Origin of the sequence: Massilia sp. KIM, from assembly GCF_002007115.1 — a bacterium.
Taxonomy (GTDB): Bacteria; Pseudomonadota; Gammaproteobacteria; order Burkholderiales; family Burkholderiaceae_D; genus Telluria.
On record NZ_MVAD01000003.1, the window covers coordinates 98,125 to 124,028 of the forward strand.

A 25,904-nucleotide genomic window follows, 5' to 3' on the forward strand; every position below is an offset into this window, starting at 1 on the left:
GCTTTTCGACCTTTAACCCGGGTCAATTCCCACCGATCAGCTTCCTCCTAAAATGGCTTTACAGCCCGGAGTCCGTCGTGCGTTTCGCGTCTTGTCCATGCTCTAACAGGGTGCCGCCCACGATTGGGGTCCGGCAGGGGCCATCTGTTCTCATCATGTCAGCATTGCACTTTTTCTTGACGAGAGTGCTGACAATGCCTGAAGCAACCCGACGCCTCAAGGATCCCATTGCCCAGGAAGATGGCAGCCAGGTGACGCACAGCGTGGCGACACCGGTCGGTTTCACCGTCCGCGGCGCCGTCTACCTGGGTTCCACCAAGGTGATCCCGGTGATTTTCGTTCCCGGCACCATGGGCACCCATTTGCGCCTCCGCCGCGACACCGGACTCCCCGAGGATCATCCGCTCGAACCCGGCGCCGTCGCCTGGCGTCCGCCGAACAGCGATCCCGAAGCATTTCAATACGCAAACGACTGGAACAAGCGCTCGCCCAGGGAGCGCCAGCTGATCCTGCATCCGCAGTTCGTCGAGGTCGACAATGGCGGCGAGCTGCGCGTCGGTTCCTGCAACCTGCGCCCCGACGAGATGCGCCAACGCGGCTGGGGAGAAATCCACCACGGCGCCTATGGCGAGCTGCTCCACGAGCTGCAGAGCCATCTGGAAATGACCTTCCGGGTCGACGCCCTGCGCCAGCGCCACGTCCGCAAGCGCTGGATCGAGGTCATGCAGGCGGTGGCCGAGGATCCCCAGGGACGCTGGGGCGTGCGCGCGGTCGAGCCCCTCACCGAACGCGAGCTCGAGACCTTCTCGGGCTACCAGTACCCGGTCTACGCCTGCGGCTACAACTGGCTGCAGTCCTGCGGCGATTCGGCCTGCCGGCTGGAGCGGCGCATCGACGAGATCCTCGCCTGGTGGCGGGCGCGCAAGCACGAGTGCCGCCAGGTGATCCTGGTGACGCATTCGATGGGCGGCCTGGTGGCGCGCGCCTGCGCCAAGCGGATTCCCGAAAAAATCGCCGGCATCGTGCACGGCGTGATGCCGGCGCTCGGCGCCCCGCTCATGTACCGCCGGCTGGCCTGCGGCACCGAATGCGACAGCCCGACCAATAACGCGTACGGCAATTTCGTGGCAGGCAAGTTCGCCGACCTGGCCGGCCGGCGCCCCGAGGACACCACGCCGGTGCTGGCGGCGGCGCCGGGCGCGCTCGAGCTGCTGCCGAACCACCTGTATCCGCGCCCCTGGCTCCATATCGCCGTGGCGCGCCCGGCGCGCCACCGGAATATGGACCAGGCCACCGACTACCTGCAGCTGCCCAACGAATCCCAGCCCAATCCCTACGCGATCTACCGCGACATGGACGCCTGGTACCGCCTGATCAACCCGGCCCTGCTCGACCCCGCCGGGCTCTACGCCAGCCGGCAGGACGCCGTCAGGACGGCGAAGCAGGCGCTGGACAGCGCCGAGCACTTCCACGCATGGCTGGCGGACCATTATCACGCCGCCAGCTTCGCCTGGTACGGCGACGACCCCGCCTATGCTTCCTACGGCCGCATCCGCTGGGTCGCGCGCCTGCCTGCCGGCCTGTCGGCCACGGCCGCCAACATCCGCCACGCCCGCTTCATGGCGCACGAGCCCGACGGCGCCCGGATCGTGGAAGTCGACGGCAAGCGCATCCTGAGCTTCGCCGTCGAGCCCCAGGACGCCCACGGCGACGATACCGTGGCGCGCCAGTCCGGCGCCGCGCCGGAAGGCAAGGTCAGGAAGTTGTTCGCCACCCGCGGTGTCCGGCACCAGGACGGCTACCGTCACCGGAACGCCCTGCTGCTGACCCACTACTCCATCGTCAAGATCGTCAAGGAGCTGACCAAGCATGGCCGAAGACAATAGACAGGGATCACGCTTAGTCGGCATCACCGCCTCGCTGCTGGCGCTATTTCTCGTTAACTCTTTCGGAACCCATGCAATGGACACATTGACAGTCACCGGCCTCACCAGCCGCATGCACACGGTCTGCGTCGGACGCTTCCTGATCGATCTGCCGCAGGCGATGCGCCACGAAACGCGCAGCGCCAATATCGGCGGCTTCTGGGTCGCCGCCGTCGCCGAAACCGGCGCGGCCTTCTCCGAGCGCGTCGCGCGCCGCCAGCGCGAGCTGCAGGCCTGGCCCGACAACGCGCCCCATCCGCCCGGCGCCGCCCATCTCGAGCGTGCGCAGCGTTTCTCGCTCGAGGGTTTCGAGGTCCACATCTTCCAGTTCGGGCGGCAGTCGCTCAAGGGCATGGACGGCGGGCGCGAAACCCTGGAGACCAACATCCGCCACGAGGCCTACGCCCACAGGGACGGGTGGAGCTTCGACTTCAGGATCGACTACTCCGACCCCGAGGACTTCGAGCGCCTCAAGGCCCTGATCGCCCGGCTCAGGCTGGTCGAACCCGGCCTCGTTCCCGATTCGCCCGGCCTGTGCCTGGGCCCCGGCATCTTCGTCGACCCGCTGCCGGTCGGCGCCGGCGAAGGCATGGGCCTGTTCGCCTCGATCCCGGGCCGTCCCGGGCTGGCGATGGTGTTCTCAAGCGCCGGCCGCAGCACCCCCGACGCCGAGACGCGGCTGCAGCGCGACGTCCGGGTGGACGCCGAACTCCCGCTCTGGGTGCGCGCCCTGATGACCAAACTGCGCCATAACAAGCGCAGCGTCCACGGCATCGAGGGCGACGAGGTGGTCGAGCGCTGGCAGGAGCCGGCCGGGGTCAGCACCTTCAGCTTTCACTGGGAATTCAACGGCACCCGGGACGACGTGCTGCGTCCCTTCCTGCACCTGGAGATGTCGACCGGCCACCCGGCGGCGGCGGGCGGCAAGCGCGTGCCCAGTCCGCTCGGCGAGGAAGCCCTGCTGGCGCTGTGGGACCAGGTGGTGTCCAGCATCCGGGTGCGCCCGACCCGGAACCTCGACAGGGTGGGCGCGCCCGCCGCCGCGCCGGGACCGGGACCAGGACCTGGACCGGGACCGGGACCGCTTCCAGGCGACACCGCGGCCGCAGGCGAGCCCTGCCCGGGATCGGGCTGGTGGCAGTGCGCCGCGGACGGCAAGGGCGTGCGGATCTGGGGCGGGCAGCGCCAGTACCTGAAGAAGGGGAAGCGCATGCCCCAGGCGCTGCTGCTGCCGCAGCAGACGGTGTGGGAAAAGCTGCGGGGCCTGCAGTCAAGCAGGGAGGCGGAGGCGCCGACCCGCTGGACCCTGGTCGACCGGCGCTACCAGCCGCGCCCCGCCGGCAGCGCCGGCGCGTGCTGAGCCGGCAGGTCGCGCTCGGCGCGGCGCGCAGCAGTCCGCATTCAGCGCGGCGCGCGGAACCCGTTCTCGATCCAGGCGTGGGCCGAGGCCGGGGTGAGCTTGAAGCTGGCCGCCACCCGCACCCGCGCCACCTGCTCGCCCATCTCGTCGACGGCGGCGAGATAGGCGTAGGGATCGTCGTCGTCCGGCACGATGTCGAGCGTCACCTTCAGCTCGCCCTGTTCGGTGCTCACCACGGTGCTCTTGTGCAGCATGGCGTGCAGTTGCTGCTCGTGGCGGCGGATGACTTCCGAGGCGGTCTTGACCAGGGTGTTGAAGGCCGCCTGGTCGAGCGGCTTGGGATTCTTCTTGTCGCGCCCCATGGTCCAGGGGCCGACCAGGGCCGGTTCCGGCTCCCCGTCCAGGATCATGGCCACGGCCCAGCCCTCGTCGTCCTCGTTCTTGATGACGCGCGCGGTCCAGCCATTGCCCTGCCACAGGCGGGCTTCCTGGACGGGGCCGTCGCCGGCCTCCTGCTCGTGCTCGTGGATATCGTCGTTCATGTGTCGGTTTCCTTCGGCGGGCTCGCGCCCAAAACCACGATCATAGAGGAAACCGGGCACATGAAAAAGCCCGCACGGTAGGGCCGGCGGGCAATCGGTGAAGGGTGGCGATGCCGGATGGCCTAGTGGGCCACACGGGGACAACGCCAGTCCGGTCCCCGCGGTGGACGCACCGGCGGGCCGACCGGCTCGGGACGCGGGTCGATGGCGGGCGACGGCGCCTGCCGATTGTAGGGATTGATGATGATCGGCGGGATGGTAGGCGGCGCCGATGGCGGGCCCTTGGGACCGCTGTTGGCCAGCACGAAATGCGCTTTGGCCAGGCGATCCCGGGAACGGAATGACACAGCTTGCATAGGATCCCCCTGAAACAGAGCAGGCTGTCAGTATAGGTAACAATCCGCGTATTACAAGGACGAATCCACGGCCTTCCCGCGCCGCGCCGGGCAGGCCGGCCCCGCCCGTCCGGCGTTCCGCTCGTCGCGCGCGCCGGCGGCTCGGTCCGCGAAAAACGCAGTTCGTCGCAATCCCGTGGTCCGCCCCGGACGGCGGGCCTAGAGTAGCACCATGCAAAGCGACAACGCGATCACCAACCCGACGAGGACCACCATGAAAAAATACGCGCCCTACCTCCTGCTTGCCCTGTTCGCCCTGCTGCTGTGGGATGTCGTCAGCGACGGCATGTACGTGAACATCGACGGCGAGCAGATCGATGGTCCCTTCGGCTTCCTGGTCGGCATGCTGCTGGCGGGCGGCGGAACCCTGCTGGGCCTGGTCATCACCCTGTTCGTCGGCGTGGTGCTGGCGGTGGTCTTCGCCAGCCTGGGCGTGGTCCTGCTGGGCGGCCTGGCGCTGGGCATGGTGGCGATCGGCCTCGTGGTCTCGCCGCTGCTGCTGCCCCTGCTGCTGCCGCTGGCCCTGGTCTGGTACTTCGTCAGCCGCGCGCGCAAGGAGCGCGTGGCCAAGGCCTCCGCCGCCGTCTGAATTCCTCTCGACCTTCTCCTTCGTAGCCGGGCTCGTCCCGGCTTTTTTTTCGGCCCTCCCGGACGCGCAATGTAGAATCCTTGCACATACCCCACTACGACCATCGCTCGGGCAGGCATGCACAACCAGGAAACTCCGGACCGACCTCCTACCCGCCCCTATCCCGTGGCCCGCCTGGCCGTCCTGACGGTCGGCCTGATCGCCGTCCTCGGCATGGTCACCGGCTCCATGCTGTACGCCAGCTACCAGGAAGCGGAGCGCGACCAGCAAATCAACCTGCGCAACGTCGCCGTGGTCTTCGCGGCCCAGACCGCCAGCGTGGCCCAGGTGGTCGACGCCACCCTGCAGCACGCCGCCGCGGGCCTGCGCGAGAACCTGTCCCCGATCGAACCGCTGCTGCGCGAGGAAAGCGCCGGGCCGGTCAGCGCCTACCTGGCGCGGCTGGCGGTGTACGACGCCCGCGGCCAGCTGCTGGGCAGCGTGCGCGCCGCCGACGCCGCCGCGCGCGTGCTGCCGCCGCTGGCCGCGCCCTCGCCCGACGGTCCCGAGCGCGAGGTCACCATCACCGTGGTCGACCGCGGCAGCGGACGCGGCCTGCTCAACTTCACGCGGCGGGTATTCCATGCGGACGGACGGCCGGCCGGCGTGGTGGTGGCCCAGATCGACTCGGCCCACCTGGAGCGCATCTACCGACTGGTCGACCTCGGGCGCGGCGGTTCGGTGACCCTGTTCCACCGCGACGGCACCATGCTGGTGCGCGGCCCCGCCTATCCCGTGGGGATCGGCCGCTCCTTCGCCGACACGCCGCTGTTCCAGACCTACTTGCCGCAGGCGCCGCGCGGCGTGATCGAGGCCAGCAGTCCGCTCGACCAGGTCGCGCGCCTGTACGGCTACGACTCGGTCGACGGCCTGCCGCTGGTGGTGATCACCGGCCTGGACCGGCATGCCGCGCTCGCGCACTGGTACGGGCGGCTGTGGACCGCGCTCGCCTTCTACCTGCTGGTCTCCAGCGTGCTGGCCTTCTTCGCCTGGCGCGTGGGACGCGACTCGCGCCGCCAGTTCCAGCTGATCGATCTGCTCTCGGCCAGCGAATCGCGCCTCGCGCGGCGCTTCGACTACCTGTCCTCGCTGCTGGACGCGGTCGGCACGCCGATCTGGGTCACCGACGGCGCGCGCCGCATCGTGCTGGCCAACGCCGCCTTCGGCCGCCTGGTCGGGCGCGCGCCGGAACAGCTGATCGACCTCGACGAGCGGCGCGTGCTGGGCGACGACGGCGAACGCGACCTGCGCCACCACGCGGTGCTGACCGAGGGCCGGCGCATGGAAGCGGCGGGCAGCATGCACGACGGCGATGGTGACGCCCGCACCGTGATCGAGCTGGCCGCGCCCCTGGCCGGCGAGAACGGCAAGGCCCAGGTGGTCACGGTGCTGACCGACATCACCGAGCGCGAACGGGCCGAGGCGCGCCTGGCCTACCTGGCCGACTTCGACGCCCTGACCGGCCTGCCCAACCAGGCGCGCTTCTGGCGCCTGCTGGAGGCGCGCCTGCTGGCCGCCGCGCTCGAGGGCCGCAGCCCGGCCACCCTGGTGCTGGTGTTCGAGCGCCTGCACGAGATCGTCGACCTGCTGGGGCGCGACGCCGGCGACCGCGCGCTGCGCACCATCGGCGAACGCCTGCGCAGCGCGGCCGGCGACGGCGGCGTGGTGGCGCGCATCCGGGGCGCCGAATTCGCCTTCCTGCTCGACGCCGGCGAAGGGCGCGAGGCGGTGGCGCGCTTCGCCACCGGCCTGCACGCCATGCTGTCCGAGCCCCTGCTCATCGACGGCCGCGACTTCTACCTCGAACCGGTGCTCGGGGTGGCGATGTTCCCCCAGGACGGCCGCAACGCCGACGAGCTGTACCGCAGCGCCCAGAACGCCTCCAGCGGCCACGGGGTCGAGGTGGGCGAAGCGGTGCGCTTCTTCTCGGCCAGCATGCACTCCAGCCTGGACCAGCGCCTGACCCTCGAGGCCCACCTGCGGCGCGCGCTCGAGCGCGAGGAGCTGCGCCTGGTGTTCCAGCCCAAGCTCACCGTGGAAGGCGGGCGGATCGTCGGCTTCGAGGCCCTGCTGCGCTGGCGCCACCCGGAGCTGGGCGAGGTCTCGCCGGTCCAGTTCATCCCGATCGCCGAGCGCACCGGCATGATCATTCCGATCGGCGCCTGGGTGCTGGAACAGTCCTGCCGCCTGATGCGCGCCTGGTCCGAACAGCTCGGGCGGCAGGTCGCGGTGGCGGTCAACCTGTCGCCGCGCCAGTTCCACCAGAAGGGCCTGGTCGAGACCATCCGCCGCTGCCTCGAGCAGCACGGCATCGGCGCCGGCTGCCTGGAGCTGGAGATCACCGAGACCACCCTGATGAGCCGCGAGGAGGAAGTCGACGGACTGATGCAGCAGATCCGCGCGCTGGGCGTGGAGCTGTCGATCGACGACTTCGGCACCGGCTATTCGAGCCTGGCCTACCTGAAGCGCTTCCCTGTGGCGCGCCTGAAGGTCGACCGCGCCTTCGTGCGCGACCTCGACCGCGATGGCGACAGCGCGGCCATCGCCCTGTCGATCGTCAACCTGGCGCGCGGCCTCAAGCTGAAAGTCGTGGCCGAGGGCGTGGAAACCGCGGCCCAGCTGGAGATCCTGCGCGGCATGGCATGCGACGAGTACCAGGGCTTCCTGTTCAGCCCTCCGGTCGAGGCCCACGAGGTGCCGGAACTGGTGCGCCGCCACGGCTGAGCAGCATCCTGTAAAGATCGATGAGAACGCAAGGAGTATCAATGAAACAGTCCCTGGCGCACATTGCCCTAGTGGTGCGCGATTACGACGAAGCGATCGCCTTCTACGTCGACCGCCTCGGGTTCACCCTGCTCCAGGACACTTACCAGCCGGAGCAGGACAAACGCTGGGTGCTGGTAGCGCCTCCCGGCAGCGAAGGCGATCCTGGCGCCGCGTCCATCCTGCTGGCGCGCGCGACGAACGAGGAACAAGCCAGGTTCATCGGCGACCAGGCCGGCGGGAGGGTCTTCCTGTTCCTGCGGACCGACGACTTCTGGCGCGACTACCGGCGCCTGCAGGCGGCGGGCGTGGAGTTCGTCCGTGAGCCCAAGGAAGCCGACTACGGCACGGTCGCCGTGTTCGTCGACCTGTACGGCAACCGCTGGGACCTGGTCGAGTTCACGAAGGTCCTTCGCTAGTCACGCGTTACAAAACGATATTATTGCCGTCCCCACAAGTGGTAGGATGCCAGTTTTCGCACAGCAATAACTGAGAAGTAAAGCGATACTGGCATGAACGGCGCCCCCACCAACGAACTGACGCCCCGGGAATTTGAATTCGAATCGCTGAACCTGCGGGTCGGCGTGCGCCTGCAGCTGATGACGCACCGGCGCGCCAAGCCGGTCCCGTATTTCTCGACCCTGATCGGCTACGCCAAGGACGAGTTCATCATCGTCAAGACGCCCTTCGAGAACGGCAACCCGATTGGGCTGACCGACGGCGAGCGCGTCACGGTGCGGGTGTTCTCGGGAGTGAACGTGTGTTCCTTCGCCAGCACGGTGGACCGGGTGTTCGGCCGGCCGCTGAATTACCTGCACCTGGCCTTCCCCACCTCGATCCAGGGCACCAGCCTGCGCGGCGCGATGCGGGTCAAGACCCGCATCCCGGTGCGGGTGCGCAGCACCCTCAAGCCCGAGGTCGCGCCCTATGAGTGCGTGCTGACCAATATATCGGTGACCGGCGCGCGCTTCGATTCGCCGATTCCCCTGCCGCGCGGCGAGGAACTGGTGGGCCTGCAGTTCGCGCTCACCCTGCCCGGCGGCGGGCAGGAGACCATGGTCGATACCCAGGGCATCGTGCGCAACCTGACGGTCGAGGAACCGGGGCGCAGCGACGGCGAGCTTTACGGTTACGGCGTGCAGTTCGTGGACCTCGATCCGCTGCACGTGACGCTGCTGCAGAACATGACCTACGAGGCCCTGCTGGCGGACCGCAACAAGATCGTCTAGGAGTCTGCGCGGCAGAAGGGTTCTTCCTTCTGCCGCGGATTCCTGGCTCCGGCTCAGGCCGGCGTCGCCGCCTTCTTCGCCTTGTACTGCGCATACCCGCGCGCGCGCAGCTCGCAGGCCGGGCAGCTGCCGCAGCCATGTCCCCAGTCGTGGGCCGCGCCGCGCTCGCCCAGGTAGCAGGTATGGGTGTCGAAGCGGATCAGGTCCACCAGCGCCTCCCCGCCCTCCTGCTCGGCCAGCTCCCAGGTCTGGGCCTTGTCGATCCACATCAAGGGCGTCTCGATGCGCGCACGGGTGGCCATGCCCAGGTTCAGGGCGATCTGCAGGGCCTTCATGGTGTCGTCGCGGCAGTCCGGGTAGCCCGAGAAATCGGTCTCGCACATGCCGCCCACCAGCACGTTCAGGCCGCGGCGGTAGGCGACGGTGGCGGCCACCGTCATGAACAGCAGGTTGCGGCCCGGGACGAAGGTGTTCGGCAGGCCGTTCTCCTGCATCGCGATCGCCACATTGCTGGTCAGGGCCGTGTCCGAGATCTTGGCGATCAGGCCCAGGTCGATCATGTGGTCCTCGCCCAGGCGCGCATCCCATTCGGGATCGAGCGCGCGCAGCTTGGCCAGCAGGCTGGGGCGCACCGCCAGTTCGATGGCGTGCCGCTGGCCGTAGTCGAAACCGATGGTCTCCACACGCGCATAGCGCTGCAGCGCCCAGGCGAGGCAGGTGGTGGAGTCTTGGCCGCCGCTGAACAGCACGAGCGCGGTGTCTTGGGAAAGCTGGGTCATGGTCTGGAGAAATAAGCGCCGTGGCGGCGAGGAAAGCGGGAATTCTGGCACAAATCGCCAGCCGCGTGTGGGGCTACCCCGTCCCCGCCCTGTCCCGCACTGTCGACCAACAGCACGCCATCGATTTTGCCAATCCGCTAAGATGCCGACTCAAGCTTATCGGAGTCCTATGTTTCCTGAAAGATCGATCCTACGTCTGAATCCGCGCCGCGCCCGGCCCGGTCTCCTGCCCCGCTTCATGCTCGGCATCGGGGCCCTGCTGTTCGCGTCGGCGGTGTTCGCGCAAGGGATCGACTACACGGTCAGGATCGACGCCCCCGGCCAGCTCGAAGAGCTGCTGGAAGACAACCTCGACCTGGTGCGCTGGCGCGGCAACAGCCGGGTCGACCTCGAGCAGCTGCAGCGCCTGGTGAAGGAAGCGCCGGAACAGGTCAAGACCCTGGTCGCCACTGAAGGCTATTACTCGCCGCGCGTCTCGGCCGGGCTGGACACCAGCGGCCCGCGTCCGGTGGCGCGCGTCATCGTCGACCCCGGCCCGCCGGTGCTGGTGGGCGAAGTCGACCTGGTGCTGCGCGGCTTCGCGCCTTTCGACAAGGGCGCCGCGCCCTTCGACGCCAACGCCCTGCGCCAGCGCTGGAGCCTGCCGGTCGGCGCGCGCTTCCGCCAGGCCGACTGGGAAGCGGCCAAGCGCGGCCTGCTGCGCGAGGTCAGCCAGACCCGCTTCCCGCGCGCCCAGCTGGTCGAGACCAGCGCCACGGTCGACCCGGACGAGCGCCGCGCCCTGCTGCACGTGGTGATCGACAGCGGGCCCGAGATGCGCTTCGGCGAGCTGCGCATCCGCGGCCTGAAGCGCTACCCGCGCCAGGTGATCACCAACCTGAACACCATTAAGCCCGGTGACCAGTACAGCGAAGCCTCGCTCCAGGCCCTGCAGTCGCGCCTGCAGGACACCGGCTATTTCAGCAGCGTCGAAGTGAGCGCCGACCTGCGCGCCGTGCTCAACGCCGAGCTGGAAGACCTCAAGGACGGCGACGAGGACGGCGCCTCCAGCGGCCGCGCTCCGGTCGGCCCGACCGTGCTGCCGGTGCTGGTGCGGGTCAGCGAGAACAAGCGCAAGTTCGTCGAGGCCGGCGTCGGTTTCTCGACCGACACCGGCGGCCGCGCCCAGCTCAGCTACGACGACCTGAACGTGCTGGGCAAGCGCATGAAAAGCGACCTGCTGTACGAACAGAAGCGCCAGACCGCGCGCGTCGACTTCTTCTGGCCCACCAAGCCCAAGGGCTACAACGACAGCGTCGGCGCCGGCGTCGAGCGCAACGACGTGCGCGGCGAGATCACCACCACCGCCACCGTGTCGGCGCGGCGCGCCTGGGGCAGCCCGGAACTGGAGCGCAGCCTCACCCTCGAACTGCTGGCCGAACAGCGCGAGGTCGCGCCCAATCCCAAGACCACGACGCGCAGCCTGCCGCTCACCTACAGCATCACCCGGCGCAAGCTCGACAGCCTGATCCAGCCCACCAACGGCTATGTGCTGAGCGGCCAGCTGGGCGGCGCCCTGCTGCCCATCCTGACCGACGAAAAATTCCTGCGCCTCTACCTGCGCGGGCAAGCCTTCAAGCCCCTGGGCGAGAGCGGGACCCTGGTGCTGCGCGGCGAATTCGGCGCGGTGGCGGCCAAGGAAAAGCTGGGCGTGCCCTCGATCTTCCTGTTCCGCGCCGGCGGCGACCAGTCAGTGCGGGGCTACGGCTACCGCGAGCTGGGGGTGCGCGAGAACGGCGCCATCGTCGGCGGCAAATACATGGCCACCGCCAGCGCCGAATACCAGTACTGGTTCCGTCCGCCCTGGGGCGTGGCCGTGTTCTACGACGTCGGCAACGCGGGCGACAAGGTGGGTGACCTCAATCCGAAGTCGGGCTACGGCGTCGGCGCGCGCTGGCGCAGCCCGGTCGGCCCGATCAACGTCGACCTGGCCTATGGCCACGCGGTGCGTAAGGCGCGCCTGCACTTCTCACTCGGATTCACGTTCTGATGGATACCAAGGACACTTCCCCGCACCAGGCGCCCGAGGGCGCGCCGGCCGCGCGCCAGCGCAAGTGGCCGCGCCGGGTCGCGATCGGCGTCGCCGTCACCGGGGTGCTGATCGGCGGCACCCTGTGGTACCTGGGACGCGAGACCACGCTCCAGATGATCGCCCAGCGGGTGGCCAATGCCAGCGGGGGCAAGCTGACCCTCAGCGGCGTCTCCGGCTCGCTGTACGGCACCATGCGCATCGAGCGCCTGGTGTGGCGCACCGAGGAGCAGCTGGTGGTCGCGCAGAAAATCGACCTGCAATGGTCGCCGGCCCAGATCCTCTCCAGCGGGGTGCTGGTCGACCGCCTGCACGCGGCCAGCCTGCGCATGGAAACGCTCAAGGAGACCGAGGAGCGCACCCCGATGCCGGCCACCCTGGCCCCGCCCTTCCCGGTGGCGGTCAATGACGCGCGCCTGGCCCAGGCCACCTTCGTGAGCAAGGGCGCAGAAACGCGCATTGACAACATCCGCCTGAAAATCAAGGGCGACAAGACCAGCTGGGTGCTGCGCGACGCCAGCGCCGCCACGCCCTGGGGCCTGGCGGCGGCCAACGCCAGCATCGGCTCCCAGCGTCCGTTCAAGCTGGACGGCGCGGCCAGCCTCACGCAAACGGCGGCCCAGGCCGGCGCGCGCGCGGCCCAGCTGCGCCTGAAGATGGGCGGCGACCTCGAGACCACGCTGGTCGACGCCAGCGGCCAGGCCGGGCGCGCCCAGGGCGACGGCCACTTCGAGCTCTCGCCCTTCGCCGAGATCCCCTTGCGCTCGCTGCGCCTGAACGGGCGCAACGTCGACCCGGGCTTCTTCAACCCCTCGCTGCCGACCGCCGACCTGACCTTCAACGTGGCCGGCCGCCTGGACGCGAAGCGCAACATCAGCGGCAGCGTCAACATCGTCAACGACGGCCCGGCCGGCACCATCGACCAGCAGCGCCTGCCCCTGCGCAGCATGCGCGGCCAGCTGGGCGGCAACCTGAGCGCCCTGCAGGTCTCGGACGTGCTGATCGACTTCGGCGCGGCCGGCCAGTTCAGCGGCGCCGGCGGGGTCCAGCGCGGGAAGGACGAGGAAGGCCTGGGCACCGCCCGCTTCACCCTGCACACCGAGCGCTTCGACCTCAAGCACATCTATTCCAGCATGAAGCCGACCGCGATCCGCGGCGACATCGCGCTCACCAACGAGGCCGCGCGCCAGACCCTGGAAGCGCGCCTGGCCGACCGCAGCCTGCGCCTGGCCGCGCTGGCGGTGCTGGAGAACAACGTGGTCAACCTGCGCGAAGCGCGCCTGGCGGCCGGGTCCAGCAGCATCGCCGCCAGCGGCAACATGAACCTCACTGGCGACAAGGCCTTCAAGGCCACGCTCAGCGCCAGCCGCTTCGATCCGGCCGACTTCGGCGACTATCCGGAAGCGAACATCAACGCCACGGTCAACGCCGCCGGCGCGCTGGTCCCGGGCTGGCGCGTGGACGCCGACTTCGCCGTGCGCGCCAGCCGCTTCATGAACCAGCCGCTGTCCGGCCAGGGCAAGATGCACGCCGACGCCAAACGCATCAGCGGCATCGACGCCGACCTGGCCCTGGGCCGCAACACGGTGGCCCTGAACGGCGCCTTCGGCGGCCAGGGCGACCGCCTGAACTGGCGCATCGACGGCCGCCAGCTCTCCGCCCTGCGCAGCGACCTGTATGGCGCGGTGACGGCCAGCGGCGTCGCCACCGGCACCATGGCCGCGCCGCGCACCAGCTTCGAGCTGCTGGCCCAGGGCATGGGATGGGCCCCCAGCCAGCGCCAGAACAATGCCGGCAGCCTGCGCGTGGCGGGCGACGCCTGGCTGGCCGGTCCGGAAGGCGCGAAAGCGGTCGAGCTCAAGGCCAGCGGCAGCGCCAAGGGCTTCAATCCGGCGGCCTTCGGTTCGCCGCTGGCCGGCAGCATCAATGCCGTCTTCGACGCCAGCGGCCGCGCGGCCAAGGACTGGCGCGGCGCGCTCGACCTGCGGATCCAGGATTCGACCCTGTCGAAGTCGCCGTTCTGGGGCCATGCGAAGCTCGCGGCCGACCCGCGCCATATCTCGAACGCCGACATCGACCTGCATGTCGGTCCCAACGTGGTCGCCGCCAAAGGCGGCTTCGGCACGGCGCGCGACCGCCTCGACTGGCGCATCGACGCGCCCCAGCTGGCGGCCCTCGGCCCCGACTACGGCGGCGCGCTGCGCGGCAACGGCGTCTTGTCCGGCAGCGCCGACACCCCTTCGCTCACGGCGGCGTTGGAAGGCCGCAACCTGAAGCTGCTGGGCGTGCACACGGTGCGCGCCCTGCGCGCCAGCGCCAATCTCGGTTCCGGCCGCGGCGCGCGCGATCCCTTCGTCACCGACGTGCTGGTGGAGGACTACGCCAGCGGCGACACCCGCGTGGCCAGCCTGCGCCTGCAGAGCGAAGGCACGCGCGGCGCGCACAGCATCCGCCTGGCGGCGCGTGGCGACGCCTTCGACGCCAGCACGGAAGTGCGCGGCGGCCTGGCCGGCGACACCTGGAGCGGCAGCCTGGCCTCGCTGCAGAACCGCGGCCGCTACGCCCTGAACCTGGCCGCGCCGGTGCCGATGAGCATCCGCGGCGCGCCCGGCTCCGGGGTGCTGGGCCTGGCCGCGCCGGAACGCATCGCCTTCGACAACGCGCTGATCCGCCTGCCGGCCGGCAGCGTGAGCATCGACACCCTGAGCAAGAACGGCGCGCGCTGGGTCAGCCGCGGGCACGCCGACAACGTGCCGCTCAGCTACCTGGCCCAGTTCTCGCCGGCGCTGGCGGAGAACGCGCGCGGCGACCTCACCCTGGGCGCGCAGTGGGCGATCGACCTGCGCGCGCCCGCCGCCGCCGGCGGCGCGCCCGTGCTGGACGGCAGCGTGCGCGTGTTCCGCGAGCGCGGCGACGCCATCGTCGGCGGCGACACCCCGGTGCCGCTCGGCCTGCGCCAGTTCGAGGCGCGCGCCGAGGTGGTCGGCAGCAACCTGCGCGTCAACCTCGACCTCGACGGCCAGCGCACCGGCCGCGCCAGGGTGGAAGCCAACGCCCAGCTGCTGCAGGGTCGCCTGGACCGCGACAGCCCGCTGCGCATGAGCGCCAGCGCCGACATGCCCTCGATCGCCTGGCTGGCGCCGCTGGCCGGCCAGCCGGGCCTGGAGCTGGACGGCGCCCTGCGCCTGGCCCTGGGCGCCGGCGGCACCATCGGCACGCCTAGCCTGAACGGCACCGTGAGCGGCGAGCGCCTGGCGGTGAACTGGGCCGAACAGGGCCTGCGCCTGCAGAATGGCGAACTGCGCGCCCAGCTCGCGGGCGACCGCCTGGAGCTGCAGCGCCTGTCCTTCCAGGGCCGCCAGGGCAACGCCTCTGCCCAGGGCTTCGTGCGCTTCTCCGGCGGGCTGGCGGCGGCCGACCTGCGCCTGACGGCCGACAAGCTGGAAGCCCTGTCGCGTCCCGACCGCACGGTGGTGGTGAGCGGCGAGGCCTCCCTGGTGCGCGACGCCAACCGCTTCGAGCTGGAAGGCCGCTTCAAGACCGACCGCGCCCTGATCGAGCTGGCTCCCCAGGGCCGCCCGACCATGTCGGACGACGTGATCGTGCTGGGACGCGGCGCCAAGACCACGCCCTCCAACGAAGAGAAGGAAATGCCGCTGACGGTCGACCTGCGCCTCGACCTGGGCGAGGAATTCCGCCTGCGCGGCATGGGCATCGACGCCACCCTGGCCGGCAGCGCCCGGGTGCGCAAGATCGGCGCGCGTCCGCCGCGCGTGAACGGCACCATCCGCGCCGTGAGCGGCAACTACGCGGCCTATGGCCAGCGCCTGGCGATCGAGCGCGCCATCCTGACCTTCAGCGGCCCCTACGACAACCCGGCGCTCGACATCCTGGCGGTGCGCAAGCGTCCCGAGGGCGAACAATTATCGGAAACCAATGTGGAAGCCGGGGTGCAGGTGCGCGGCACGGCCCAGGCGCCGCAGGCGCGGCTGGTGTCCACGCCCAATGTGCCGGATAGCGAGAAGCTGTCCTGGCTGGTGCTGGGCCACGGCGCGGACGGCACCAGCAGCAACGAGAAGGACGTGCTGGCCGCGGCGGCCAGCGCCCTGCTCGGCGGCAAGGGCGGCAGCGGCGGCTTCCAGTCCAAGCTGGCGAATTCGCTGGGGGTCGACGAGCTGGGCCTGAAGCAGGCCAACGGCCAGGCGACCGGGCTGGAGAGTACGGTGGTGACGGTAGGCAAGCGTATTTCCTCGCGCGCCTACCTGAGCTTCGAACAGGGCGCGTCCACGGCCTCGAGCCTGGTGCGCCTGCGCTACAAACTCAACCCGCGCGTCACGCTGCAGTTCCAGACCGGCACCAACACGGCCCTGGACGTGCTGTATTCCTGGGCCTTCGACTAGTGCAGCAGGCTGGGTTTCGGGTCCGGCACCGGTTCCTCGTTGGCGGGGGTATGGTGGCCGGGCTGGTGGTGCGGATGGGGTGCGTCGAAGGGTTCGGGCGCCGGTTCTTCGATCGGCACCGGGTCGGGCGCGCGGTGGGCTTCCACGGGCAAAAAGGTGTGCATGGCCGGGATCTCCTCGAAAACGTCGGAAGGCCTACCTTACCATGACGCGCCCCGGCCTGGCGCTTGCCGCGCGGCCGGCGACCTCGATTACAATGCCGCATTTCATCGCATTTCATCTACTGCAAGCCCTACGCCCTCATGGAAATCACGATCACCACCCTGGCCCTGCTCGTCCTGACTCCGCTGCTGGTCTGGCGCATCTACCGCCGCATCAAGGACCGCATGGCGCGCCAGCGTTCGATCGTGTCGCGCCACTACACCGGCATCCTGGTGTTCTTCGCCATGATCCTGGTGCCGGCCGCCCAGTTGCTGGACAACCCGCATAACCTGGGCGCCCTGCTGGTGGGCGCAGCGGGCGGCATCGGCTACGGCGTGTGGGGACTGAAGCTGACCCGCTTCGAGGACACCCCGCAGGGCTATTACTTCAGCCCGCCGGCGCGCCTGGGCATCGTCATGGCCATGATCCTGGTGGCGCGCATCCTCTACATCGGCGTCGAGATCTACGCCAACCAGGGCAAGGGCGTGGCGCCCGAGCGCCTCACCGACTCGCCGCTGACCATGCTGTGCGTGGGTTTGACGGCCGGCTACTTCGGCTGGTACTCGGTGGGCCTGCTGCGCTGGCGCCGCCGCGTGCGCCAGGAAATCGACCTGGCCTGAGCCAGGGCCAGGGCCAGGGCCGGAAGGCTGCCGGCCAGCCACAGCGCCACAGGCGCGGGCTCGGGCACGGCGCTGACCTGGGCGTACACATAGTTCGAGAACTGGATGCCGCCCACGCGCAGCGCCTCGCTGTCAGGATTGTCGAGCGTCACGCTCAGCGTTCCCGCCCATGCCTGGGACGGGATGAAACTGCCGTCGTTCTGTTGGCCGACCGGTAGCCAGAAATGCTCCTCCACGCGATCGTAGTCGCCCGGCCAGGTAAACGGACCGGCGGACAGCCATCCTCCCGCGCTGCCGACATGGTAGCCCTCCTCTCCCAGCGCATCGGCTTGCATCGCCACGCCAAGGTCGACGCTGAAGGTGACGCTGCTGCGCGGTCCCAGTTCGAAGTAGAACGCGCCGGCATTGCTTTGCGCGTCCAACTCCACGAAGGTTCCCGCCGGGGTCCCGTTCAGGTCCACCGAAGCCCGCCCGTTCACGGTCGCCATGTTCTCTCCGCCAGTGGCGCTGGCGCTGATCGCGATGAAGGGGGCGAAGTCGGGCGCGAGGGGCACGGTGGCCTCGGTATGCCAGGCGCTCAGGTATTCGTCGAACAGGTAGTTGTCTCCCTGGCGCGCCCATCCACGTACGGTCAGCGAGGGGAGATTGACGGGGTTGAGCGTGATCGAGGGCTGCAGGGCGTCGCCGGGATCGAGGTCGGACAGGGTGTAGCGCAGGTTCGAGGAACTGGACTCGAGACGCAACTGGGCGTGCGCCGTTGCCGCGTGCAGGACGAGCGCCAGGACGAGAGGTGCCGCAAGGAATGTCGCGCGCATGGTGGCCTCCGGGGATGGAGGATCAGCTTAGCACCGTCAAGGCCGCGCGCCGGGAGCGCTGTGTGGCGTGCGCGACAGCTTCCACGTCAAGCAAAGAAGGGCCGGCGGCTTAATACCGTTAAGTTAGCGCCTGAGCGTCGTACGCGCCACTGGCGCCTACGACTCCCGGCGAAGGCCGGGACCCAAGTTTGCGTGCGTGTCTGCGCAAGAGAACTTGGGCCCCGGCCTTCGCCGGGGCGACGGATTTACGGCTAACTTAACTGCATCAGGCCTGCTGGCCCCTTTATCGCATCAAGCCGCCTTCGCCGCCTCTTTCCTGCGCTGCAGCACGAAGATCGGCTGCGCCCACTGCATGTCCTTCTTCTTCTTGCTCGTGATGAGCGTCAGTTCGGAAGGGTCGTAGACGTCGGTGTTGTGGGTCAGCGGCGTGGTCATCAGGTACTGGGCGTCGGTGTTCTTGAGGAACTCGCCGACCAGCTGGATGTTGCGGATGTCCAGGTGGGCGAAGGGTTCGTCGATGAACACGAAGCCGCCCGAGCCTTCCTCCGACTTCAGCAGGCCGATCAGGAGCACAAGCGACTTCATCACCTGCTGGCCGCCCGAGGCTTCGCCGTCGTTCATGCCGATCTGGTCCTTGCCGTCGAACTTGAAGCGCACGTGCAGGCCGGCCTGGGCCAGCTGGACGTCGTCGTTCTCCAGGCGCACCGGGTCGGCCTGGACGTCGATGCCCGCCAGTTCGCCCAGCTCCTTGATGTTCTTGGTATAGGTCTTGATCGTGTAACGCAGGCGCTCGATGTAGGCGCCGCGCGCGTTGGCGGTGGCCTCGATCGCGCGGTTGTTCTGGTAGCGCCGCTCCTCGGTCTCGCTCTGGCGGTTCTCGAGCTGGTCGTGCAGGCGCTGGTACTGGTCGATCACGGTGGCGTCCAGTTCCCAGTCGTCGCGCGCCAGCGCATGCTCGAGCGACTGCAGGCGCAGGTTGACCTGGTGGGCGTTCTGGTGCTTGGCCACGAGGTCGCCGCGCCAGTTGGCGTTCTTCCAGTTGGCCGGCACGTGGCGCCAGCTGCGGCGCAGCTCCAGCAAGGCCTTGGCGTGCTCGCTGCGCTGCTCGAGCTGGCGGCGGTGGTTCAGGCGCATGCCCGCTTCCGCTTCCGACAGCGCCATGCGCGCGTTCTGCCACACGGTGTCGGCGCGGGTGCGCGCCACCGTGGCGTTCTTGCTCAGGGTCTGCAGTTCGCCCAGGCGCGCGCCGACTTCCAGGCGCTCGGTCTTGAGCGGGGCCACCGAGCGCGCGGCCTCCTCGAACTCGGCCTGGCGCGCCGCCAGTTCCTTGGCCGCGTCGACGCCGGCCAGGCGGGCCTTCAAGCCGCCCACTTCGGCGGCCAGCTTGGAGATCGACAGGGTCAGCGCGTCTTCCTGGGCTTCCAGGGCCGGCAGCGACTTCTGGATCGCTTCCAGGCGCTGGGTCTTGCCGGCCGAACCGAAGCGGTAGCGCGAAGGCTCGACGAACAGCGAGCGGCCGCCGCGGCGTTCGCGGTGGTAGGCGTCGGGCGTGATCCATTCCTCGGCGCGGGTCTTGAAGCCCTCATCCACCGAATCGACGCGCTCGATGCGCGCCAGCTGGTCGATCAGCCAGCCCGGCGCCTTGCCGGAGAAACGCACCACCGACAGCAGGCTGTCGTCCTTCACCACCGGCGCTTCGATGCAGTCCGGCACGATGAAGTGGCGATAGCGTTCCTTCTCCGCCAGGCGGTAGGCGGCCGGCGCGTCCTTGGCTTTTTCGAGCAGCACCACCGAGGCGTAGCCGCCCAGCACGCCCTCGACCGCGCCCTGCCATTTCGGATCCGTCACTTCGACGATGTCCGACAGCATGTTGTGGGCGATGCCCTCGTCGCGCAGCACGCGGCGCATCAGGCGCTGTGCTTCCGGCTCCGGCATCGCGCTCTTGCCCTGCAGGGCCGAGATGGTCGCCATCTCGGCCGCGATCTTGTTCGAGACGATCTCGCGGGCCGCGCGCTGGCGCGCCAGCTCGGCTTCCTTGTCTTCGAGCTGCTTGGCCACTTCGGCGATGTCGGCGCCGGCGTCGGCCGCCAGCTTCTGCAGGCGGTCGCGCTGTTCCAGCACGCTTTCCAGGGGCTTGAGGCGGGCGTTGATCTGGTTCAGGCGGCCGGCCAGTTCGGTGGCTTCCTGTTCCAGCTGGGTCTCGAGCTTCTGGGCCTCGGTCAGGGCGCGCTGCTGGGCCGCGAGCTGGTTGCGCTTCTCGGTCAGCATGCTGTCGGCCTGGGCCAGCGGCTTCCTGGCTTCGCGCAGGGTGCGGCTCATGTTGGCCGCCTTCTCGCGCGCCTCGTGGTATTCGAGGGCCGGCAGCACTTCTTCCTGCAGGTCGCGCTTTTCCTTGTGCAGGTCCGACCACTGGTGGTAGTTGGCCACGCGCAGGCGCAGGCCCTCGAGGTTGATGCGCGAGGTTTCCAGCTCGGCCTCGAAGCGCTTGAGCTCCGTCTCGGTGTCGCGCTGGTGGCGCTTGGCCTCGTCGTAGGCGTCCAGCACTTCCTTGTCGCCGAAGACCTGGAACACCAGGTCGAGCAACTGGCGCGGCGCGTATTCGCACAGCTTGTCGGTCTCGCCCTGCTCCAGGGCCAGCACCTTGGACATCGCCGGCGACAGACCGGCTGAGGCCAGGCGCTTGCGGTAGTTCTCCACGCCCAGCCAGTCGGTGGCTTCGGTGACTTCCTCGATCTCGACGTTACCCGGGCGCATCAGGTACTGGCGCTTCCAGTCGCCGCCGTTCTTCTGCACCTGGCAGAACAGGGTCACCTCGTCGTCCGAGAAGAAGCCCGAATGGCGGAACGGACGGTTCGAGAGCTGGCGGCCGACCGCCTTGTTGTCGACCACGGCGCGGATCCAGGCGCTCTGCTGGCCCGAGTGGCGCGCGTAATGCTTGTAGGTGCGGCCCATCGAGCAGTCCAGGCCGAACAGGGTGCGCAGCGCGTCCAGCAGGGTGGTCTTGCCCGAGCCGTTCTGGCCGGCGATGGTGATGATCTTGGCGTCCAGCGGGATGTTCTTGATCCGCTGCCAGTAATCCCAGTGGACCAGTTCGAGTGATTTGATATGGAACATCGGCTATCTCAGTTCGGGGTATCGGTGACCGGATCGGTGACCGGATCGGTGACCGGGTCGGCGGCAGGATCGGCGGCATTGTCGGCGGCCGCGGCTTCCACCACCGGGTCGTTGGCGGCTTCGGCCTCGGCCGGCGGGCGCTTGGGCGCGGCGGCCAGCGGTGCGCGCTTGAACACCTCGGCCAGGGCGCCGTTGATGATGCGCTCCTTGAGCACGTCGGTGTCCATCAGGAGGTCGAGCAGCGGGCCTTCCAGGATCACGTCGCCGCGGCGCTCGATGAAGCCGAGCTTGGACAGCACGCCCAGGTTCATGTCCATGCGGGTCTTCTTGCCCAGCTTGTCGCCGAAGTCGGACAGCAGCGCGGTGTAGGAAATGCCGATCGAGGTGTCCTCGGCGCGCGGGATGGGCGCGTCCTTGTCGAACAGGTCGGTCTGGTCGTCGTCCACCGTGGTGTGGGTTTCCTGGCGCTCGCGCTTTGGCAGGATGATCTGGGCCCAGAGCACCACCAGCAGGGCCACGCCGTCGCGGGTCAGGCCGAAGTTGTTGTTCTGCCAGATGTCCTTGGCGCCGAAGATCTTCGGCTCCACGTTGCGGTGCAGGGCGATGGTCACGTGGTCGGCGTAGACGTTGTCGAGCAGCTTGAGGCCCGATTCCAGCAGGCGCTTGTCGACTTCGGCGCGGAACTGGTCGTCCGACAGCGCGCGCTTGACCATCTTGTCGTCGCGGCGCAGGGTCTGGTGCGTGAGCAGGCGCGCGATCAGGATTTGTGCATCGTCATTCATTGGGCGTGCCCGGTTCTTGATTCAGTGAGAGGGTTGCAATCGACATGGCCGCGACCTCGGGGTCGTCCAGCGGAATCATGTCGTCGGTCGGCTCGAAAGTCAGCGGCAGGCGCGCCAGGTCGGCGGTCGGGCCCTGCAGGCTGGCCTCGGCGGCGTCGCCCAGCAGCGGCAGGAGCGAAGCGCGGTAGGAAGCCACCGCGAAGCTGGCCGGCAGGATGGATTCGTGCAGCTGGACCTTCTTCGGACCGATGTCCGAGAACTCCGGGAAGTTGCCGAGGTTGGCGAAATCGGCCAGCTTGTTGATCCAGTCGTTCAGCTCGAGCTGGGCGGCCGGGTTGTCGTTGACGGTCAGCGGCGCGTCCTGGCCGCTCGGCAGGCCCTTCGGTCCGGTCGAGATGACGCGCTCGGCCAGCAGTTCGGTCTCGGCCACGTCGATCATCTCGGCCGGGGTGGTGAACAGCGGCACCACCGGGCGGTCGATCGCCCCTTCGGCCAGGCTGGCCAGGTCCTCGTGGGCCAGCAGCCAGCGCTTGACGTCGGTGGTCGAGAGGCCGGACTGGCCCAGGTGCACGCGCTGGCGCTCGATCTGGTTCAGGGCGCGCGAGAACATGCCCTGCATGTTCAAGAGCGCGCTCTGGGCGCGGCCGATGGCCTGGGCCGCCTTGTGGGTGGCGGCGTCGGCGCGCTCGTCGCTGGTGATGGCGCGCATGATGGCCGAGCCCTTCTCGACCCAGTCGCAGGCCATGTGCCACTTGGCCTGCGAGGTGCGCAGGCGGAATTCGGAACCGGAAGCGATGGCGTCGCGGAACTCCTCGGTCAGCTCGACCAGGCGGCCCAGCAGGTGCTTGAGCTGGTCGACCGTGACCCCGCCCACCGCCTGGGCGCCCGCCACCTGGGACAGCAGGAAGCCCATCTCGGCGTCGTCGTCCTCGGGCTTGCCCAGGGCCAGCAGGGTGTCGAGGGCGGACAGCACGTTGCGCGCCAGCGGCGTGATGCGGTAGACCGCGCCCGGCGCGTCCCAGGCCAGCAGGCCGTGGGTGCGCAGGCGGTTCAGCACGGTTTCCAGGCTTTCCGGGATCAGGTAGGCCAGTTTCTGGTTGATGTCGGCGCGCGAGAAGGCCGAGCTGGCGGTGTCGCCGGCCAGTTCTCGCAGCACCAGCAGGCGCACCAGCACGCCATCCTGGCTGCCGTGGAACAGCGCCGAGAAGGCCGACAGCATGGGCTGGGCGCGCTTGAGGTGGAACACCTGCTCGATCTCGTCCGGTGCCACGCCCTCGTGGAAGTGGGCCTGGAGCGGATCGTCTTCCTGCGCTGTCGTAAGGGAGTCCGCGGCGAGGGCCGCGCTGCCAAGGTGGTCGATCATCTGTGGAATACCGTCGTCTGGCGCGGACAGACATGCTCCGCGGGGGCGTCAGTATAACAGTTAAGATCGGGCAATTTGCAGTTCGGCAGCACCTTGGCAAGCTGTCAATGGCGGGAATGACACATTACCATAGGGAAATAATCAAGCCGACAGTATTGCCTGATTGGTAATGATTACTGCCGGGTGATGGTCTTCACCGTCTGTTCGATGGTCTCCTTGTCGCCATCGGTGAAGCGCAGCTTGACCGGATACCACTCGCGTTCCGGGGCCAGCCAGACCTGCAGGGTCTGGTCCTTGTCGTCCGGCAGCGGCAGGCGTTCCAATAGGACGGCGTCGAGCTCGCCCAGGCCGGTCTTGACCTTCTCGCGCTTGACGACCCGGAAGGTCCAGGTCTCGGCGTCGCGCCGGCCGGCCACGAAGAAGGGCCATTCCGAGCCCGGCTTGAACCTGTCGCCGGCGGCGCGCGCCACGGCGGCCAGTTGCCAGGTGACCGAGACGCGGTCCTGCTCGCCGCCCTTGAGCGGATAGGTTTGCTCGCTTTCGGAGAAACTCAGGGTCTTGCTGGCGCGCTCGAAGGTCGTGGTGGTGGGACTCTTGCGCAGGCGCTTTTCCCAGAACTCGGCCGGGGCCAGTCCATAGGCGTCGATCGCGCCCTGGCTGCGGTCGTCGGTGATGGTGCCCAGCACCGCCACCCGCGATTCGGCGCGCACGCTGTAGCGCCCCTCGCCGGCGCGCCAGGCGATGATGGCCTCGCCCTTGAGCGAAAAGCCGCGCTGGCGCGCGCTCAGGTCGTAGTTCAGGTCGGCCGAGGGCGGCAACTCGAAGGGGCGCTTGGGGGCCGGGTGCGCGTCTTGCGCCTGGGCCATGCCGGCGCCCAGCGCCAGCAGCAATCCTGCGCTGGCGAGTCGAATGTTCTTTAGATGCATATCAGGATCCTGGTCGGTTCAAGACGATATTATTAACGGTTTGCGTCGTGACCGCTCCGCTCGCTTCGGTATTGCGTATCTGCACCGGCATCCAGCCATGGGCCGGGGCCAGCCAGACGTCCAGGCGCGACTTGTAGGAACCCGGCTTAGGCGGGCGCGTCAGGCGCCAGGTCTGCAGGCGGCCGAGCCGGGTGTCGATCTCTTCCTGTCCCACCACGTTAAAGCGGAACACGCTGGCGTCGCGGTCCTCGCCCACCAGGATGTCGATGTCCCCGCTCAGCTGCTTGGCGTCGCCGCGCGCGATCGCCGTCAGTTGCAGGGGAATGCTGGCCTTGTCCTGGGCGCCCGGCGCCAGCGGGTACACGGCTTGGGACGCCGAAAAACTGATCTTGTTCCCCTGCCAGTCGAAATGGGTGGCCGTCAGCGAGCGGCCGCGCCGCTTTTCCGTCATCCGGATGGGTGCGAAGCCGGTCGCGGCCACCGCCCCTTCGCTGGTCAGCACGACCAGGTTCACGCGCGTGAACACCACGCGGATGCCGGCCTCGACCTTGATGCGGTAGCTGTGCTCGTCCAGGCGCCAGGACAGCAGCGCCTCGCCCGACCAGCGGGTGCCGTCGGCATCGATGCGGGCGACGTCCAGCGTGATGTCGGCGGGAGGCGGCATGTCCACCACGTAAGTGCGCAACTCGGGCGCGGGCGGCGGGGACGGAGCGGGCGCAGCAGGCGGAGCGGGCTCGGGCGCCGGGGCCGGCGCGGCGGGAGGCATCGGGGCGGCCTGGGTGAGCTCGGGCAGGGCCGGCGCTGGCGGCGGCGGCGCCGAGTCCGGCGGCGCGTCCCCGCTGCCAGGGGCGGCCGTGCCCGGCTCCAGCGGCAGCGGCGCGATCTCGGGCACCGGCGGCGGATCGAGCCGGGGTTCCGGCAGCGGCGCCGGCGCGGGCGGCGCCGGGACAGAGGGCGAGGGCTGGGGCAGCAGCTCGGCCAGCATGGTGCGCGGGCCCTCGGCGGCGGCGAAGCCGCGCGGCAGGCCCAGGTTCGCATCGAGCAGCCGGAACACCAGCCAGTGCAGCAGCACGACCAGCGTGCCGAGCACCAGCGCACGGCGCGGTTGGTGGAAGAACGATGCGGAACTCATTCCGCTAGTGTAGCCTGCCGCCGGCCGGACCGCTGCCGCCGGGCCTGGCGCAATGCATGGCCCTGCCCCCCGTTATCTGCTACGCTTGCCGCATCAATGACCGGAGAGACATCATGCTCAAGCCCCCCATGCCGAACTTGGCCGGAATGACCGACACCCTGGAATTCGTGAAGAACCTGTGGGGCAGCATGAACATCCCCGGGGTCACGGTGCCGGGAATGACGGGCAATTCCCTCTCCACGGACGAGCTGGACAAGAAGATCGCCGACCTCAAGGCGGTCGAATCCTGGCTCAACCTGAACATCGGCATGCTGCGCGGCACGATCCAGGCCCTGGAGGTCCAGCGCGGCACCCTCGCCACCCTCAAGTCCATGGGCGAGAGCATGGCCCAGGCCATGAGCCAGGCCGGCAGCACCGGCGAAGCCGCGATGGCGCCCTTCACCCAGTTCTTCGCCCAGGCGGCGCAGGCCGCCCATGCCTCCCCTTCCGCCTCCGCGACGGCGCCGGCGGGCGCGGCCCCGGCGGCGGCCCAGCCGGCCCAGCCGGCCCAGCCGCCCAAGCCCGAGGATGCGGCGACCGCGGCAGGGCCGGGCGCGGCCGCCATGCCTGCCGCGGTCGCTTGGTGGAACGTGCTCCAGGAGCAATTCCGCCAGGCCGTGGCGAGCACCATGCCGCCGGACGGCGCGGCGGGCAAGAACGGCGGCTCGCCCCTCGACGTCTCCGGCGGCGCGCCCCAGCCAGGGCCCGCGGCCGATGCGCCGGACGCGCCGGCGGGCAATGGCGCGAATGGCCGCGGCGCCCGCGGCGCACGCGGCAAGGCCGACAAGGCTTGATCCAGCTCACGCACCGTTGACGAGTCCGG

At 69.3% G+C, this 25,904-nt stretch carries 19 protein-coding genes; 10 read left to right on the forward strand and 9 right to left on the reverse strand.

Annotation, left to right across the window (positions count from 1 at the left end):
* Positions 1-194 precede the first annotated feature (194 nt).
* Entirely contained in the window at positions 195-1,886 is a 1,692-nt protein-coding gene (locus B0920_RS20700; protein WP_078034582.1) for a triacylglycerol lipase, read from the forward strand.
* A gap of 76 nt (positions 1,887-1,962) precedes the next feature.
* Positions 1,963-3,285 (forward strand): T6SS immunity protein Tli4 family protein, encoded by a 1,323-nt coding sequence (locus tag B0920_RS20705; protein WP_143745864.1) that lies wholly within the window; start codon positions 1,963-1,965, stop codon positions 3,283-3,285.
* A gap of 41 nt (positions 3,286-3,326) precedes the next feature.
* Here the strand turns inward: B0920_RS20705 and B0920_RS20710 are convergent, their stop codons facing one another.
* Positions 3,327-3,827, reverse strand: coding sequence for a hypothetical protein (locus B0920_RS20710; protein WP_078034584.1), 501 nt, complete (start codon positions 3,825-3,827; stop codon positions 3,327-3,329).
* Positions 3,828-4,394: 567 nt separating this feature from the next.
* On the opposite strand from B0920_RS20710, the gene B0920_RS20715 reads away from it, so the two are divergent.
* From B0920_RS20715 to B0920_RS20730, 4 genes are all read left to right on the forward strand, one after another.
* Complete coding sequence (locus B0920_RS20715; protein ID WP_229455856.1) at positions 4,395-4,811, forward strand: hypothetical protein; 417 nt, start codon at positions 4,395-4,397, stop codon at positions 4,809-4,811.
* A 117-nt stretch (positions 4,812-4,928) separates the two neighbouring features.
* Positions 4,929-7,574: an EAL domain-containing protein gene (locus B0920_RS20720; RefSeq protein ID WP_078034585.1), complete on the forward strand. Its 2,646-nt coding sequence runs from the start codon at positions 4,929-4,931 to the stop codon at positions 7,572-7,574.
* Between the two features lie 41 nt (positions 7,575-7,615).
* Positions 7,616-8,032: a VOC family protein gene (locus tag B0920_RS20725; RefSeq protein ID WP_078034586.1), complete on the forward strand. Its 417-nt coding sequence runs from the start codon at positions 7,616-7,618 to the stop codon at positions 8,030-8,032.
* Positions 8,033-8,125: 93 nt separating this feature from the next.
* Positions 8,126-8,842, forward strand: a complete 717-nt coding sequence (locus B0920_RS20730) for a flagellar brake protein (protein WP_078034587.1) — start codon at positions 8,126-8,128, stop codon at positions 8,840-8,842.
* 53 nt (positions 8,843-8,895) lie between these two features.
* Here B0920_RS20730 and queC read toward each other — a convergent pair whose 3' ends face one another.
* Positions 8,896-9,621, reverse strand: coding sequence for a 7-cyano-7-deazaguanine synthase QueC (gene queC / locus B0920_RS20735; RefSeq protein WP_078034588.1), 726 nt, complete (start codon positions 9,619-9,621; stop codon positions 8,896-8,898).
* Positions 9,622-9,859: 238 nt separating this feature from the next.
* On the opposite strand from queC, the gene B0920_RS20740 reads away from it, so the two are divergent.
* Both B0920_RS20740 and B0920_RS20745 read left to right on the forward strand, forming a co-directional pair.
* Entirely contained in the window at positions 9,860-11,650 is a 1,791-nt protein-coding gene (locus B0920_RS20740) for an autotransporter assembly complex family protein (protein ID WP_078034589.1), read from the forward strand.
* Positions 11,650-16,089 carry a translocation/assembly module TamB domain-containing protein gene (locus B0920_RS20745; protein WP_078034590.1) on the forward strand — a complete coding sequence of 1,480 codons (4,440 nt, stop codon included), beginning with the start codon at positions 11,650-11,652 and terminating at the stop codon, positions 16,087-16,089. Before B0920_RS20740 ends, B0920_RS20745 begins: the two co-directional genes overlap by 1 nt.
* Here the strand turns inward: B0920_RS20745 and B0920_RS26080 are convergent.
* The gene (locus tag B0920_RS26080; RefSeq protein ID WP_179119259.1) at positions 16,086-16,253 is read right to left on the reverse strand and encodes a hypothetical protein; all 168 of its coding nucleotides are present in this window, start codon (positions 16,251-16,253) and stop codon (positions 16,086-16,088) included. The genes B0920_RS20745 and B0920_RS26080 overlap by 4 nt on opposite strands.
* A gap of 138 nt (positions 16,254-16,391) precedes the next feature.
* Here B0920_RS26080 and B0920_RS20750 point away from each other — a divergent pair, with 138 nt between their 5' ends.
* Positions 16,392-16,910: a hypothetical protein gene (locus B0920_RS20750; RefSeq protein WP_078034591.1), complete on the forward strand. Its 519-nt coding sequence runs from the start codon at positions 16,392-16,394 to the stop codon at positions 16,908-16,910.
* Here B0920_RS20750 and B0920_RS20755 read toward each other — a convergent pair.
* The 6 genes from B0920_RS20755 to B0920_RS20780 all read right to left on the reverse strand — a co-directional run bounded on the left by B0920_RS20755 (position 16,838) and on the right by B0920_RS20780 (position 25,042).
* Complete coding sequence (locus tag B0920_RS20755; RefSeq protein ID WP_143745865.1) at positions 16,838-17,725, reverse strand: hypothetical protein; 888 nt, start codon at positions 17,723-17,725, stop codon at positions 16,838-16,840. The two genes, B0920_RS20750 and B0920_RS20755, sit on opposite strands and share 73 nt — an antisense overlap.
* Positions 17,726-18,016: 291 nt before the next feature.
* Positions 18,017-20,839 (reverse strand): ATP-binding protein, encoded by a 2,823-nt coding sequence (locus B0920_RS20760; protein WP_078034593.1) that lies wholly within the window; start codon positions 20,837-20,839, stop codon positions 18,017-18,019.
* An 8-nt stretch (positions 20,840-20,847) separates the two neighbouring features.
* Entirely contained in the window at positions 20,848-21,621 is a 774-nt protein-coding gene (locus B0920_RS20765; RefSeq protein WP_078034594.1) for a hypothetical protein, read from the reverse strand.
* Positions 21,614-22,984, reverse strand: coding sequence for a hypothetical protein (locus B0920_RS20770; RefSeq protein WP_078034595.1), 1,371 nt, complete (start codon positions 22,982-22,984; stop codon positions 21,614-21,616). The genes B0920_RS20765 and B0920_RS20770 overlap by 8 nt, the downstream gene beginning before the upstream one ends.
* A 173-nt stretch (positions 22,985-23,157) precedes the next feature.
* Positions 23,158-23,910: a DUF3108 domain-containing protein gene (locus B0920_RS20775; protein WP_078034596.1), complete on the reverse strand. Its 753-nt coding sequence runs from the start codon at positions 23,908-23,910 to the stop codon at positions 23,158-23,160.
* 1 nt (position 23,911) lies between these two features.
* Positions 23,912-25,042 carry a DUF3108 domain-containing protein gene (locus B0920_RS20780; RefSeq protein ID WP_078034597.1) on the reverse strand — a complete coding sequence of 377 codons (1,131 nt, stop codon included), beginning with the start codon at positions 25,040-25,042 and terminating at the stop codon, positions 23,912-23,914.
* Between the two features lie 113 nt (positions 25,043-25,155).
* On the opposite strand from B0920_RS20780, the gene B0920_RS20785 reads away from it, so the two are divergent.
* A complete protein-coding gene (locus B0920_RS20785; protein WP_078034598.1) occupies positions 25,156-25,875 on the forward strand; it encodes a PhaM family polyhydroxyalkanoate granule multifunctional regulatory protein in 720 nt (239 codons plus the stop codon).
* Positions 25,876-25,904 lie beyond the last annotated feature (29 nt).